The 15017-nt window shown below is 70.3% G+C and carries 14 protein-coding genes and 1 tRNA gene; 12 read left to right on the top strand and 3 right to left on the bottom strand.

From position 1 onward, the window contains the following. Positions 1-5: 5 nt before the first annotated feature. Complete coding sequence (cydB, locus tag CIK71_RS10400) at positions 6-1088, bottom strand: cytochrome d ubiquinol oxidase subunit II (protein WP_158541987.1); 1083 nt, start codon at positions 1086-1088, stop codon at positions 6-8. A 19-nt stretch (positions 1089-1107) separates the two neighbouring features. Continuing rightward, positions 1108-2664, bottom strand: a complete 1557-nt coding sequence (locus tag CIK71_RS10395; RefSeq protein WP_096165555.1) for a cytochrome ubiquinol oxidase subunit I — start codon at positions 2662-2664, stop codon at positions 1108-1110. A gap of 377 nt (positions 2665-3041) precedes the next feature. Between CIK71_RS10395 and CIK71_RS10390 the strand changes: the two genes are divergently transcribed. From CIK71_RS10390 to CIK71_RS10335, 12 genes are all read left to right on the top strand, one after another. Then, a complete protein-coding gene (locus CIK71_RS10390) occupies positions 3042-6182 on the top strand; it encodes an Rne/Rng family ribonuclease (protein ID WP_096165553.1) in 3141 nt (1046 codons plus the stop codon). A gap of 259 nt (positions 6183-6441) precedes the next feature. Next, positions 6442-6750, top strand: a complete 309-nt coding sequence (gene rplU / locus CIK71_RS10385; RefSeq protein ID WP_096165551.1) for a 50S ribosomal protein L21 — start codon at positions 6442-6444, stop codon at positions 6748-6750. Positions 6751-6786: 36 nt separating this feature from the next. Continuing rightward, on the top strand, positions 6787-7041 hold the full coding sequence (gene rpmA / locus CIK71_RS10380; RefSeq protein ID WP_096165549.1) for a 50S ribosomal protein L27: 255 nt from the start codon (positions 6787-6789) through the stop codon (positions 7039-7041). A 98-nt stretch (positions 7042-7139) separates the two neighbouring features. Continuing rightward, positions 7140-8675 carry a GTPase ObgE gene (gene obgE, locus CIK71_RS10375; protein WP_096165547.1) on the top strand — a complete coding sequence of 512 codons (1536 nt, stop codon included), beginning with the start codon at positions 7140-7142 and terminating at the stop codon, positions 8673-8675. Positions 8676-8677: 2 nt separating this feature from the next. Next, entirely contained in the window at positions 8678-9841 is a 1164-nt protein-coding gene (gene proB, locus CIK71_RS10370) for a glutamate 5-kinase (protein ID WP_096165545.1), read from the top strand. A 43-nt stretch (positions 9842-9884) separates the two neighbouring features. Beyond that, the gene (locus CIK71_RS10365) at positions 9885-11156 is read left to right on the top strand and encodes a glutamate-5-semialdehyde dehydrogenase (protein WP_096165543.1); all 1272 of its coding nucleotides are present in this window, start codon (positions 9885-9887) and stop codon (positions 11154-11156) included. Between the two features lie 88 nt (positions 11157-11244). Beyond that, a complete protein-coding gene (locus CIK71_RS10360; RefSeq protein WP_096165542.1) occupies positions 11245-11430 on the top strand; it encodes a hypothetical protein in 186 nt (61 codons plus the stop codon). 5 nt (positions 11431-11435) lie between these two features. Continuing rightward, positions 11436-12044: a nicotinate-nucleotide adenylyltransferase gene (nadD, locus tag CIK71_RS10355; RefSeq protein WP_096165540.1), complete on the top strand. Its 609-nt coding sequence runs from the start codon at positions 11436-11438 to the stop codon at positions 12042-12044. Next, positions 12037-12738, top strand: a complete 702-nt coding sequence (locus CIK71_RS10350; protein WP_096165538.1) for a hypothetical protein — start codon at positions 12037-12039, stop codon at positions 12736-12738. Before nadD ends, CIK71_RS10350 begins: the two co-directional genes overlap by 8 nt. After that, entirely contained in the window at positions 12735-13112 is a 378-nt protein-coding gene (gene rsfS / locus CIK71_RS10345) for a ribosome silencing factor (protein WP_096165536.1), read from the top strand. The genes CIK71_RS10350 and rsfS overlap by 4 nt, the downstream gene beginning before the upstream one ends. Then, entirely contained in the window at positions 13109-13762 is a 654-nt protein-coding gene (locus tag CIK71_RS10340; protein ID WP_096165534.1) for a histidine phosphatase family protein, read from the top strand. Before rsfS ends, CIK71_RS10340 begins: the two co-directional genes overlap by 4 nt. Positions 13763-13816: 54 nt before the next feature. Continuing rightward, positions 13817-13889: transfer RNA gene (locus CIK71_RS10335), tRNA-Ala, on the top strand. A gap of 87 nt (positions 13890-13976) precedes the next feature. On the opposite strand, the gene CIK71_RS10330 is transcribed toward CIK71_RS10335, so the two are convergent. Further along, the gene (locus CIK71_RS10330; protein ID WP_096165532.1) at positions 13977-15017 is read right to left on the bottom strand and encodes an aldo/keto reductase; all 1041 of its coding nucleotides are present in this window, start codon (positions 15015-15017) and stop codon (positions 13977-13979) included.

Raw genomic sequence — 15017 nt, 5'->3', positions numbered from 1 at the left:
CGGGGTCACTCCTGCTCGAAGGCCTCGCGGTAGCCGGCCTTCGCCTTCTCCAGCAGTGCCGAGCCGGGAAGGTCCGACTCCTCGTCGGTGACGCGGTGGCGGAACACTCGGTACGCCCAGAACGTGTAGGCCAGGATCAGGGGCAGCAGGATGCACAGCGCCACGAGCATCACGGTGAGGGTGTGCTCGGTGGAGGAGGCGTTGGCGACGGTCAGCGAGTGGGCCGGGGTGTTGCTCGCCGGCAGCACGTAGGGGAACAGCCCGCCGAACAGCGTGACCACGGAGGCGCTGATCGCGGCGACGGTGGCCGTGAAGGCGAGCCCCTCCCTGCGCAGACGGTTCAACGGCACCACGGCCACCAGTGCCACGGCGGCGATCAGCAGCGGGACCCAGGTCCAGCCGGCGTGGGAGTGCGCCAGCTGGTACCACAGCAGGTATGCGGCGCCGGCGAGGATCGTCGGCCACACCAGGATCCCGGCGAGCCGGTTCGCGGCGGCGCGCAGCTCGCCGGTGACCTTGAGCGTGAGGTACAGGGTGCCGTGCAGCCAGAACAGGAGCACGAACACCACGCCGCCCAGCAGGGCGAAGGGGTTCAGGAGGCCGACCAGGGAGGTGGTCACCCACCGGTTCTCGTCGATCGCCACCCCGGCGACGATGTTCGAGAAGGCCACGCCCCACAGCAGCGCGGGGGCGAAGCCGCCGAGGACGTGGACGATGTCCCACGAGGTGCGCCAGCGTGCGCTGTCCACCTTGCCGCGCCACTTGAAGGCGCACACCCGCACGATGAGCACCAGCAGGAGCAGCAGCAGCGCGAGGTAGAAGCCGGAGAACAGGGACGCGTACCACTCCGGGAACGCCGCGAACAGCAGCGCGCCGCCGGTGATCAGGAAGACTTCGTTGCCGTCCCAGACGGGGCCGACGGTCTTCAGGACCGTGCCGCGGGCGGCATCTCCGCGGCGCCAGAACGCGCCCACGTTCATCTGCACCCCGAAGTCGAAGCCCTCGAGCACGAAGTAGGCGAGGAAGAAGAAGCCGATGAGGGCGAACCAGAGGGTCTGCAGGACCGTCGGATCGAGCATGGTGTCCATGATCTGTGCGGTTCCCTTCTCAGTACTCGAAGGAGAGGGTGGGGGTGTCGAGCTCGTCGCTGTCCGGATCGCGCTTCGGCAGCGGAACGCCCTTCAGAGCGGCCTTGCGCATCATCTGGAACCAGATCACGGCGAGCACCCCGTAGACGAGGGTGAAGGCGATCAGGCTGGTCGCGACCATCCAGCCGGGATTGCCGGAGACGGCCTGGGTGGTCATCAGCCGGATCGTGGGATCGTCCGGATTGGGATGGACCACCCAGGGCTGCCGGCCCATCTCCGTGAACACCCAGCCGGCGGAGTTCGCGAAGAACGGCATCGGGATCGACAGCACCGCGAACCACTGGAACAGCTTCGAGCCGGTGGTGCGCGCGTTCTCGCCCTTGCCCCGCGTCACCCAGAGCGCCCAGAAGGCGAGGATGCCGCTGAAGGCAGCCAGGCCCATCATGAGCCGGAAGGACCAGTAGGTGACGAAGAGGTTGGGCCGGTAGTCGACGGCGATCTCCTGGCCGTGGACATCGGTGACCGTCTCGCCGAACTGCTCCTGGTACTGGGCGCTGAGATCGTTGACGCCCTGCAGCTCCGCATCGAAGGTGTGGGTGGCCAGGAACGAGGTCACGTAGGGGACCTCGATGAGGTGGGTGACGTCGTCGCAGTTCTCGCTGAAGGCGTTCGGGCCGCCGACGGTGAGGATCGAGAAGCTCGCGCCGGTCTCGGTCTCGCACAGGGCCTCGGCCGACGCCATCTTCATCGGCTGCTGCTTGAACATGATCTGGGCCTGGAAGTCGCCGGAGACCACCAGCACGATCGCCGAGATGAACATCGCGATCACGCCGAAGCGCACCACCGGCCGGTAGAGGTCACGGGCGGCGTGGTGGTGCTCCTCGCCCTCGGGGGTCTCCAGGCCGATGTCGCGCGCCCTGTTGTGGTGGCGGACCATGTGCCAGGAGGCGACGCCGGTGACGAAGGCGCCCGCGACCAGCCAGGCACCGGAGACGACGTGCGGGAAGGCGGCCATCGCGGTCACGTTGGTCAGCACCGCCCACAGCGAGCCCTGCGAGGGATCGAGCTCGGCACGGCCGGTCTCGGGGTTCAGCATCGCGCCCACGGGATGCTGCATGAACGAGTTCGCGGCGATGATGAAGTACGCCGAGAGCGTCGAGCCGATCGCCACCGCCCAGATGGTGAGCAGATGGATCTTCTCGGGCAGCTTGCCCCAGCCGAAGATCCACAGTCCCAGGAACACGGATTCGAGGAAGAAGGCGGCGAGCCCCTCGAGCGCGAGAGGCGCCCCGAACACGTCACCGACGAACCGCGAGTACTCCGACCAGTTCATCCCGAACTGGAACTCCTGGACGATGCCGGTGGCGATCCCGATGCCGAAGTTCACGATCAGCAGGGAGCCGAAGAACTTGGTCATCCGGGTCCAGGCGTCCTTGCGCACCGGGTCCTTGGACAGCACCGACGTGGTCTGCATGACCGCCACGAGCAGCGACAGACCGATCGTGAGCGGGACGAAGATGAAGTGGTAGACGGTCGTGATGCCGAACTGCCATCGTGCGATGTCCAGGGCTTCCATGGATCCTCCTGGGAGTGCGATACGCCATCACGAAATCTATGGCTCCGTGGGGGCGTCCAGCAGGACCATGGTCCTCCCCTTCGGCGCTCCTGCCCAGGGCGTGCGCGTTCGTGCATGTCGCTCGCGGGGCGCGAAGAGGGCTGTGCCATACTGACGCTGGCACTCTCCTGCTCCGTACCGGGTGGGGGAACCTCCCGGCGTCGTCACGTCGGAGCACCGGCAACGCGTCCTACCGCGACCGCTGTGCTCCCGCGATCGGCATCGCAGCGCTTCCGTCCAGGGAGCTGCGCGACGGCGAGGGCTTGAGACTTCCGTCCTCAGGGACGATGACCATCCGGAACCAGGGTGCGCTGGTTCCTTCAGAAGGAGACGGCCGCATGGCTGACAGCACCCGTAATCCCGAGAACGACTCGTCGGATCCCACGCCCACCACGCGGCGCCGCCGCCGCGCCGGTGCGCCGGCAGGGGCTCCGGCCCCGGTGACCCCGGAGCCCCTGGAGGCTCCCGAGCAGTCCGCAGCACCCCGGACGATCGTCGCGCAGCAGAGCGACGCCCCCGCCGAACCCGCCCCGTCGGCTCCGACGAAGCGCCCCCGGCGTCGAGCCGGCGCTCCCGCGGGTGCACCGGTGATCCCGGCCGCTGAGCCGGACAGCGCGATCGCTGAGCCGGAGAGCACGACCGCTGAGCCGGAGAACGCCGCCCCCGAGGCTCCTGAGGCCCAGCCCGACACCGAGGCCCAGCCCGAGCGCACCGAGCCGAAGCGCACGCGCCGCACCCGCACTCAGCGCCGGGCCGCCGCGCCGGAGCCCACCGAGCCCACCGAGCCCGAGGCCACCGAGCCCGCAGCCGAGACCGACGAGCTCAGCACCGACGCCGAATCGACGGAGGAGTCTGAGGACCACCCCGTCGTCGACGATCTGCGGGCGCTGGCCACGTCGCGCGGCGCCGCCGACGATTCCGGGACCGCGAAGGACCCCGAGGTCGACGACCGCGCCCGCCGCCGTGAGCAGGTCCAGATGGACTTCGCCTCGCTGCTGTTCCAGGCCCCGACCCCGCAGCCGCGCACCACCGTCGGCGCCGGGGACGCCCCCGTGGGCGGGGAGACGCAGCACGTCGCCGACGCGGACGAGGATTCCTCGCAGGACGACGACACCGACGCGGACGGATCGGGACGCTCGGACAGCTCCGAGCAGGACGAGACCGGCACCTCCGGCCGCTCCCGCTCGCGCCGGGGCCGCACGCGCCGCTCCTCGCGCCGCGGCACCGGTTCCGACGACACCGTCGAGGAGGACACCAGCACCGAGGACTCCTCCGAGGAGGAGTCCGACGAGGACCACGAGACCGCGGGCAGCTCGCGCCGTCGTCGCCGCCGCGGGGGCCGGGGCCGACGCGGTCGCGGCCGCGGAGAGGACGACGACAGCAGCGCGGAGGAGGACGAGTCCGACGACGAGCAGGACTCCGGTTCTCACGATTCCCGCGACTCCCGCGACTCCGAAGGGGCCGACGGCAGGAGCCGCCGCGGTGGGCATTCCGCGGGCAGCGCCGAGTCCGACGACACCGGTGGCACTGGCGACTCGGATTCGAGCGATCACGGCGAGGGATCCGACCACGGCTCCTCGAGCTCCTCGAGCTCCCGCCGGCGCCGTCGTCGCCGCCGCTCGGGCGGCGGGAACGGCAACGGGCACGACGAGTCCTCCTCCACCACGGACGATCCGCCGAACACGGTCGTGAAGGTCCGCGAGGCGCGGGACGAGGTCAAGGCTGTCAAGGGCTCGACCCGCCTGGAGGCCAAGCGTCAGCGCCGCCGCGAGGGTCGCGACAACGGCCGCAAGCGCAATGTCATCACCGAGGCGGAATTCCTCGCCCGCCGGGAGTCCGTCAAGCGCTCCATGGTGGTGCGCGAGCGTCCCGGCCGCACCCAGATCGCCGTCCTCGAGGACGACGTGCTGGTCGAGCACTATGTCGCACAGAAGTCGCAGACCTCGATGGTCGGCAATGTCTACATGGGCAAGGTCCAGAACGTGCTGCCGTCGATGGAGGCCGCCTTCGTCGACATCGGCAAGGGCCGCAACGCCGTGCTGTACGCCGGCGAGGTCAACTGGGACGCGGTGGGACTCGAGGGACAGCCGCGCCGCATCGAGCTCGCGCTGAAGAGCGGCGACCCGGTGCTGGTCCAGGTCACCAAGGACCCGATCGGCCACAAGGGCGCCCGGCTCACCAGCCAGATCTCCCTGCCCGGCCGCTACGTCGTCTTCGTGCCCGGCGGCTCCATGACCGGCATCTCCCGCAAGCTGCCCGACACCGAGCGCACGCGGCTGAAGAAGATCATGCGCCAGATCATCCCCGAGGACGCGGGCGTCATCGTGCGCACCGCCGCCGAGGGCGCCAGCGAGCAGGAGCTGACCCACGACGTCGAGCGTCTGCGCACCCAGTGGGACAAGATCCAGAAGGCGCAGAAGAGCAAGTCCGCACCGGTGGCGCTCTCGCAGGAGCCGGACATCGCCATCAAGGTGGTGCGCGACGTCTTCAACGAGGACTTCACCTCCCTGATCGTCGAGGGCAGCAAGGTCTACGACGACGTCCACGAGTACGTCTCCGACGTCGCGCCCGATCTGCTGGAGCGCGTGACCAAGCACGTCTCGGACAAGGACGTGTTCGCCAAGCACCGCATCGACGAGCAGCTGCTGAAGGCGATGGACCGCAAGGTCTACCTGCCCTCCGGCGGCTCCCTGGTCATCGACCGGACCGAAGCGATGACTGTGGTGGACGTGAACACCGGCAAGTTCACCGGCTCCGGCGGCTCCCTCGAGGAGACCGTCACCAAGAACAACCTCGAGGCCGCGGAGGAGATCGTGCGCCAGCTGCGGCTGCGCGACATCGGCGGCATCATCGTCATCGATTTCATCGACATGGTGCTCGAGGCCAATCGTGACCTCGTGCTGCGTCGCCTGGTCGAGTGCCTGGGACGTGACCGCACCAAGCACCAGGTCGCCGAGGTGACGTCGCTGGGACTGGTCCAGATGACCCGCAAGCGGGTGGGCCAGGGTCTCGTCGAGACGTTCTCCGCGAACTGCGAGCACTGCAACGGGCGCGGCCTCGTCGTCGACATCGACGGCGACCTCGGTCACGATCACAGCAACGGCGGCAATGGCGGCAATGGGAACGGCGGCAACGGCGGCGGGGACGACTCCTCGAAGTCCTCGAAGCGTCGCAACCGTCGCTCGCGCGGAGGCTCCGCCAAGGAGGACTCCTCCTCGGAGGATTCCTCGGGTGAGGACTCGCGCGACGTGCACCGCCTCGAGGACGATGCCGACAGCCGCGCCGCAGCCCGCGCGACGATCGCCTCGATCGCCGCCGCCTCGACCAGCGCCGCGAGCGCTGACGCTGCTGGTGGTGCGGGCGAGACCGGTGGGGCCGACGCCAGCGGAGGCACCGCGGGCGTCGCGCAGAGCGCACCTGCGGGCAGCACTGCGGACCAGCAGCAGGCGACAGATCAGGGCAGCTCGACCGAGCCGTGACGTGTTCCACAGGGTGTGACCGCGTTCTCGCAGGTCGCAGCACGTCTGGTGGTTGACCTGGAGTGCTGGGGATCGTAAGCTGTTCCCTGGCGCAAAACGTGCCGCAGTCGTGTTTCCCGGTAGGTATCGCGCGACCGCATCTCCCGCCTGAAGCCCCGTCCGGGGCATGAGGGTCAGGTTGACGGTCGCAGGTCCGCGGTCCTGCCGAGCAAGGCGCATGACTCAAGTGCAGATCCGAATCACAAGATGGAGCAGTGACGTGGTGTACGCAATCGTCCGCGCAGGCGGTCGTCAGGAGAAGGTGTCGGTCGGTGACACCATCGTGATCAACCGCGTGGCAGGCGAGGCGGGCGACAGCGTCGATCTCGCTCCCGTGCTGCTGGTTGACGGTGACAAGGTCACCTCCGCCCAGACCGAGCTGGCCAAGGTGAAGGTCACCGCCGAGAAGGTCGAAGACCTTCGCGGTGAGAAGATCCGAATCCTCCGCTACAAGAACAAGACCGGGTACAAGAAGCGCCAGGGCCACCGCCAGGAGCTCACCCGGCTGAAGATCACGGGCATCGCCTGAGCGATCCCTTCGAACACAGAGAAGGATTGATTCCAGATGGCATCAAAGAAGGGCGTCAGCTCCTCCAAGAACGGGCGTGACTCCAACGCTCAGCGTCTCGGCGTCAAGCGCTTCGGCGGCCAGGTCGTCGGCGCGGGCGAGATCCTCGTGCGTCAGCGCGGGACCAGCATCCACCCCGGTGACGGAGTGGGTCGCGGAAACGACGACACGCTGTTCGCGCTGACCGCGGGCACCGTCGAGTTCGGCCGCAAGCGCGACCGTCGCGTGGTCAGCGTCGTCGAGACGGTCTGATCCACCCGCCCCGTATCACGGGGCACCAGCTGCCTTCGAGGGGCGGAGCAGAACGCTCCGCCCCTCGACGCAATTCTCGAGCTCTTGGAGGAATCCCCATGGCCACGTTCGTCGATCGTGTCGTGCTGCAGGTCGCCGGCGGATCGGGCGGCCACGGCGCCGCCTCCATCCGTCGCGAGAAGTTCAAACCCCTCGCGGGCCCCGATGGCGCCAACGGCGGCCGCGGCGGTGACGTGATCCTCGAGGTCAACTCCTCCACCACCACGCTCCTCGCGTACCACCACCGGCCCCATCAGCGGGCCACCGGCGGCGGCTTCGGCAAGGGCGACATGCGCCACGGAGCCCGCGGCGAGGACCTCGTGCTGCCCGTCCCCGACGGCACGGTCGTCCTGGACGAGGACGGCACCGTGCTCGTGGACATGATCGGCATCGGGACCCGTTTCGTCGCCGCCCGCGGCGGCTCGGGCGGCCTCGGCAATGCGGCGCTGGCCTCCACGCAGCGCAAGGCGCCCGGCTTCGCCCTGCTCGGCGAGGAGGGGCAGGAGCGCGATCTCGTGCTCGAGCTGAAGACCGTGGCCGACGTCGCCCTGGTGGGCTTCCCCAGTGCCGGGAAGTCCTCCCTCATCGCAGCGATGAGTGCCGCGCGTCCGAAGATCGCGGACTACCCCTTCACCACCCTCGTGCCCAATCTCGGCGTCGTCGAGGCCGACCAGTTCCGTTACACCGTCGCGGACGTGCCGGGGCTGATCCCCGGCGCGAGCCAGGGCAAGGGACTGGGACTGGAGTTCCTGCGCCACATCGAGCGCTGCCACGTGCTGGTCCATGTCCTGGACGCGGCGGCCCTCGAATCCGATCGTGACCCGCTGAGCGATCTCGAGACGATCGAGAACGAGCTGGCGATCTACGCCGACAGCCTCGACGAGGAGGCCGAGACCCGGGTGCCCCTCATGGAGCGCCCCACGGTCATCGTCCTGAACAAGACCGACCTGCCCGACGGCACCGAGATGGCGGACATGGTGCGCGAGCGCCTCGCCGACCGCGACGTGCCGGTGCTCGACGTCTCGGCGATCTCCCACAAGGGCCTGCGCGAGCTGTCCTTCGTGCTCGGCGAGCTGGTCGACCAGGCACGCGCCGCGCTGCCCGAGCCCGAGCCCGCTCCCATAGTGCTCACCCCCAAGGCGGTCGACGACAAGGGCTTCCGCGTCGTCACGGAGCAGTACGACGGCGGCACCGCCTTCCGCGTGCAGGGCGACAAGCCCGAGCGCTGGGTGCGCCAGACCGACTTCACCAACGACGAGGCGGTGGGCTACCTCGCGGACCGGCTCGCGAAGCTCGGCGTCGAGGACCAGCTGTACAAGGCCGGCGCCGTCCCCGGATCGACGGTGCTGATCGGCCCCGGGGACGACGCGGTCGTCTTCGACTGGGAGCCGACGATGGTGGGCGGCGCCGAGCTGCTGCTGGGCCGCCGCGGGACGGACAAGCGCCTCGAGGACACCCATCGCCCCACCCGCGACGAGAAGCGTGCGGATCAGCGGGCCCGCACGGAGGCTCGCATGAACCGCATCGCGGCGATGGACGCCGAGCGCCGCTCCGGTCACTGGGCCGACCCCGCATCGGACGACGAGGCTCGCTGAGCGTGGCCCCGTCGAACGCCGGGAACGGGGCCGGGCTGCGCCAGCCGGCCCGGATCGCGTCCCGTGAGGAGCTGGGCGCCGCCGAGCGGATCGTGGTGAAGATCGGGTCCTCGAGCCTCACCGACGAGAACGGTCGCCTCGACCAGTCGCACGTCCATGCGATCGCGACCACGGCCGCGCATCTCGCGAGCCGTGGCACGGAGGTCGTGATCGTCTCCTCGGGCGCGATCGCGGCGGCGCTCGGCCCGCTGGGCCTGGAGCGGAGGCCGACGGAGGTGCCGCTGCAGCAGGCGGCCGCGAGCGTCGGCCAGGCCCTGCTGGCCACCGCCTGGTCCACCGCCTTCGCGGACCACGGACGGATCACCGGGCAGGTGCTGCTCACCGAGTCGGACGTGATCCGGCCGCAGACCTATCGCAACGTGCGCAGCGCCCTGGAGTCCCTGCTCGAGCTGGGCACCCTCCCGGTGGTCAACGAGAACGACACCACCGCGACCCACGAGATCCGCTTCGGGGACAACGATCGCCTGGCCGCGCTCGTCGCCCAACTGCTCGGCGCGGATGCGCTGTTCCTGCTCACCGACGTCGATGCCCTGTACACGGCCCCGCCCCGCGAGCCCGGCGCACGGCGCATCGACCACGTCGAGGACGCCGCCCGCCTGAGCGGCGTGAGCATCGGCAGCGTCGGGTCGAAGGTCGGCACCGGCGGCATGGTCACCAAGCTCTCGGCCGCCCAGCTCGCCTCGACCACCGGGACCGCCGTGCTGATGACGTCGGCCGCGCAGTTCGCCGCCGCCGCCGACGGCGCGGACGTCGGCACGTTCTTCCCCGGCCACCATGGTCGCCGTCGCTCGCGACTGGTGTGGCTGCGCTTCGCGACCCGCGGCGCGGGCACGCTGGTGCTCGACGAGGGCGCCGCCGAGGCCGTGCGCAGCCGTCGCCGGTCCCTGCTCGCCGTCGGCATCGCGGAGGTGCGCGGCACCTTCCCCGACGGGGTGCCGGTGGATCTCGCCGCCCCCGACGGCGAGATCGTCGCGCGCGGACTCACCGGATTCAGCAGCGATGAGCTGCGGGCCATGACGGGCCGGGGGACGGACGAGCTGCGCGAGGTGCTGGGGGAGCGGTTCCGCAGGCCCGCGGTGCACCGTGACCAGCTGGTCGTGCTCTGAGACGGACCTGCCCTCGGCCCGGTCGGCCGCCTAGGATCCGGTCATGACCGTTCATGCTGTCCACGACGCCGCCCGGGCCGCTCGGGAGGCCCAGCCGAGCCTTGCGCGCCTGCACCGCGACACGAAGGATGCCGTCCTGCTGGCCATGGCCGACGCCCTGGTCGCGCGGGCCGAGGAGATCGTCTCCGCGAACGCCCGCGACCTCGAGGCGGCCGACGCCGCCGGAATGGCCGCCGGTCTGCGCGACCGCCTGGCCCTGGACCCCCAGCGCGTCGACGCGATCGCCCAGCAGCTGCGCGACGCCGCCGCGCTGCCCGACCCGGTCGGTGAGGTGATGCGCGGCTCCGTGCTGCGCAACGGCCTGGAGCTGCGCCAGGTGCGGGTGCCCCTCGGCGTGATCGGCATGGTCTACGAGGCCCGCCCCAACGTCACGGTCGATGCCGCCGGCCTCGCGCTGAAGTCCGGCAACGCTGTGGTGCTGCGCGGCGGCTCCGCGGCCCTGCACTCCAACACCGCGCTGATCGCGGTGCTGCGCTCGGTGCTCGCCGAGCACGACCTGCCCGAGGACCTCATCGTCGGGATCGACGAGCACGGTCGTGACGGCGTGGACGCCCTGATGCGGGCCCGCGGCCTGATCGACGTGCTGATCCCGCGCGGCGGGGCCGGCCTGATCAGGAGGGTCGTGGAGAACTCCCTGGTCCCCGTCATCGAGACCGGCACCGGGAAGACCCACATCCTGGTCGACGCGAGTGCGGACCTCGACCAGGCCGAGGCGATCGTCGTCAACGCCAAGACCCAGCGCGTCGGGGTCTGCAATGCGCTGGAGACCCTCCTCGTGCACCGCGACGTCGCCTCCGAGGCCCTCCCTCGCCTGGCCGCGCCGCTCGCGGAGGCCGGCGTGCGCTTCCACGTGGACGAGGAGTCCGCCGGGATCCTGACGGCGGCCGGGACATCGGCCGAGATCGTGCCGGCGACCGAGGAGGACTGGGACACCGAGTACCTGGGCCTCGAGCTCGCGGTGAAGGTGGTCTCCGACCTGGACGACGCGCTCGCCCACGTCCGGGCGCACTCCACCGGGCACACCGAGTCGATCCTCACCCGTGATCTGCTCTCCCAGCAGCGATTCCTCGCGGAGGTCGACTCCGCCGTCGTCATGGCCAACGCATCGACGCGGTTCTCCGACGGGAGCGAGTTCGGCTTCGGGGCGGAGATCGGCATCTCGACCCAGAAGCTGCACGCCCGCGGTCCGATGGGCCTGGTGGAGATGACCACGGGGAAGTGGCTCGTGGTCGGCCAGGGCCATGTCCGGCCGTGACCGCGCTCGCATCACCCGCGTGGGAGCATGACCGCGGGCGGGCCTGTGGGATGATGGGCCGGTCACTCGTGGAAAGGCCCCCAAGAACATGATCGACCAGCTGATGATCCTCGCCGAAGCAGGCGAACACGCGTCCGGCGGCGTCACCCCACCGATGGTCGGGATCGGCGTCTTCGTGACCATGATGATCCTGCTCGGCTTCACCTACCTCACCGGCGGCACCAACCAGCGCCGCCGCAAGCGCGACGAGCACGACGAGCGCGGCGGTCACTGATCCTCGTGGAGCAGCAGCGACGTCGGATCGGGGTGATGGGCGGGACCTTCGATCCCATCCATCACGGCCACCTCGTCGCTGCCAGCGAGGTCCAGAGCGTGTTCGGCTTGGACGAGGTCGTCTTCGTCCCGACCGGACGCCCCTGGCAGAAGGCTGAGCGGTACATCTCCGATCCGGAGCACCGCTACCTCATGACGGTGGTGGCGACGGCCGCGAACCCCGTGTTCACGGTCTCGCGGGTCGACATCGACCGCCCCGGCTCCACGTACACGATCGACACGCTCCGGGACCTGCACCGCCAGCAGCCGGAGGCGGACCTCTTCTTCATCACCGGGGCGGACGCGCTGCAGTCGATCCTCACCTGGAAGGACTCGGCGGAGATCTTCTCCCTCGCGCACTTCGTGGGGGTCACGCGCCCCGGCCACGAGCTGGACACCTCGGGCCTTCCGGCCGACGGCGTGAGCCTGATCGAGGTCCCGGCGATGGCGATCAGCTCGACCGACTGCCGCACCCGCGTCGCGGCCGGAGGACCCGTGTGGTACCTCGTGCCCGACGGCGTCGTCCAATACATCAACAAGTACGCCCTCTACACAGGAGGTGACGGCGATGACTGAGCCCGACACCACTCCGCGGCGCGGCCGCCGCGCCCGCGCGCTGAGCCCCGAGGAGAGCGCTGCCCTGGAGTCCCGCACTGCTGCTGCGATCACCGGGGAGCAGGCGCCGGTGCCCGGCGTGCGCGGTGCCGTCGCGCCTCCGGGACCGGACAGCCCTGTGCCGACCCTGCGCAAGTTCGGGCGACGCGCCCGCATCATCGAGCTCAGCGACGATCCCGAGGCGACCGCAGTCCTGGGCCCGGTCCCAGACGAACCGCAGTCGGCCGACGCCATGGAGCACGACTCCGATCCCGCCGCCGACGACGACGCGACGACGTCGGCCTCCGCCGGGACGGACGGCAGCGGTGTCGAGGCGCTCACCGGCGCAGCGACGCCCGAGGGCTCCTCGGGCCACGCCGAGTCCGCCGTCATCGATCGCGACCACGACGGGGTCGAGCTCGGAGAGGTGCCCGTGACCGAGGCGCCGTCCCCGCGCCCGGCACCCCGCTTCGACGGCAAGGTCCTGCACCGCCCGGAGACCTCCGCCAGCCGACCTCTGGTGTGGGCGGTGTGGGCCCTCATCGCAATCGCGCTCATCGTGCTGGTCGCCCTTCTCCTGACCGGGGTCCTCGGCCCCACCGAGGCATCCGCCCTGGGTGCTTCGACCCCCGAACTTCTCGACATCCATGACGCCCTGGAGGTGGCAGCCGCGTGAGCGCTCCCGAAGAATCCCTCGACCTCGCCCGTGTGGCCGGCCAAGCCGCCGCCGACAAGCTCGCCGAGGAGGTCATCGCTCTCGACGTCTCCGAGCAGGTCGTGATCACCGACGTGTTCCTGGTGTGCAGCGGGGACACCGAGCGCCAGGTCGCCGCGGTCGTCGGCGGCATCGAGGAGGCCCTGCAGAAGGAACGACGTCGCAAGCCGCTGCGCCGCGAGGGCGAACGGGACGCCCGCTGGGTGCTGTTGGACTACGGCGACATCGTCGTGCACGTCCAGCATGCCGAGGACCGCGCCTTCTATGCGCTCGAGCGGCTGTGGCGCGATGCGCCCGTCATCGACCTGCAGATCGATACGGACCGCTCGGAGTGAAGTCCTCGCATTCCACCGGGGGCGCCGTGCGCACCCGCCTGGTGCTCGTGCGCCATGGGCAGACGGAGTTCAACCGTGAGGGTCGCCTGCAGGGACAGGTCGACATCCCGCTGAACGAGACCGGGGCTCGGCAGGCCGCGGTGCTCGCCGCCGCCATCGCCGAGAATCCTCCGGACCTCATCGTCTCCTCGCCGCTCGAGCGCGCCCGGGACACGGCACGCATCGTGGGGCAGGCCTGTGAGCTCGACGTGACCACGGATGAGGCCTTCCTGGAACGCAGCTTCGGGCAGTGGGAAGGCCTGCGCGGTGAGGAGATCCGACGCCATTGGCCGGAGGAGCACGCCGACTGGCGCGCCCACCGCCCGGTCGCGGGCCTGGATCTCGAGGACCGCCCCGAGGTGGCCGCTCGCGTCGCTGAGGCGTGCCGCCGCCTGGCCGCCGAGAACACCGGCCGCACGGTGATGGTCGTCGCTCATGGCGCAGCCATCACGCTGGGCATCACGGCGCTGCTGGGCCTGGACCCGGACGGGTTCCGCGGCATCGCCGGCCTGGAGAACTGCCATCGTTCGGTGCTCGAGCCGCTCGTCTCCGACACCACTGGTCAGAGGATGAGGTTGGTGTCACACAACCTGGCTCCGGATTTCATCTGAACCGCAGATCGGGGTAATCTTGAGCAGTCGCCCGATGAGGGGGACACCCGATACGGGGCTATGGCGCAGTTGGTAGCGCGCTTCCATGGCATGGAAGAGGTCAGGGGTTCGAATCCCCTTAGCTCCACTCGAGAAACCGTGAGACAGTGACTCGTCAGAAGGGCCCCGCCGTGAGGTGGGGCCCTTCTGCTGTCGCTGCGGCGTCGGTGGCGCCTCAGCGCTCGCTGTCGAGCTGGTCCATGAACGCGGTGGGATAGCGATCGCCCTGGGCCGCTCCGACGGGAAGGGCCGCGTCGATCATCGCGAGGTCGTCCTCGTCCAGCCGCACCGCGGTGCTGCCGAGCATCGAGGTGACCTGGTCGAGGCGCCGGGCCCCGACGAGGGGCACGATGTCCTCACCGCGGGCCGCGACCCAGGCGATCGCGAGCTGTGCCATGGAGGCGCCCTTCGCGGCGGCGATCCCCTGGATCTGCTCGAGCAGCGCCCGGTTGCGCGCGAGGTTCTCGCCCTGGAACCGCGGGAACATGTCCCGGGATCCGCCGCTGCGTCCGGCCACCAGCCCCTTGGCGAGGACGCCGTAGGCCGTCACCGAGATGCCGAGCTCGCGGCAGGCGTCCAGGATCCCGTTGGTCTCGATCTCACGGGTCAGCAGCGAGTACTCGATCTGCAGATCGCTGATCGGGGCGACGGCGGCGGCACGCCGGATCGTGTCCGCTCCGACCTCGCTGAGGCCGATATGACGGACGTACCCGGCGTCGACCTGCTCCTGGATCGCCCCGACGGTCTCCTCGATCGGGACCTCGGGATCGAGGCGGGCGGGCCGGTAGACATCGACATGGTCGACGTCGAGCCGGCGCAGCGAGTACGCCAGCGACGTGGCCACGTGCTCGGGACGCCCGTCGAAGCCGACCGGCATGCCGCTCGGCGCGATCGTCGCCCCGAACTTCACGGAGAGCACGGCGTCCTCCCGCGAGCGCTCCCGCAGCGCGCGGCCGATGAGCATCTCGTTGTGGCCGGCCCCGTAGAAGTCGGCGGTGTCGAGGAGGGTGCCGCCCGCGTCGAGGTACGCGTGAAGCACGCGCAGGCTCTCGGCGTCGTCGGTCGGTCCGTAGACGCCGGACAGGCTCATGGCGCCGAGCCCCGGCGAGGAGACGGAGGGCCCCGTCGCGCCGAGGCGACGGGTGGTGGTGCCGAACGACTCTGGAGCTGCTGGAGCGGCTGGAGTGGCTGAAGTGGTGTTTCCTGTGGTGGTCAT

The organism is Brachybacterium alimentarium, from assembly GCF_002332425.1.
GTDB classification, from domain to species: domain Bacteria; phylum Actinomycetota; class Actinomycetes; order Actinomycetales; family Dermabacteraceae; genus Brachybacterium; species Brachybacterium alimentarium.
The sequence above is the reverse complement of the archived record's forward strand: the minus strand, read 5'-3'. Positions and strand labels throughout refer to the sequence as shown.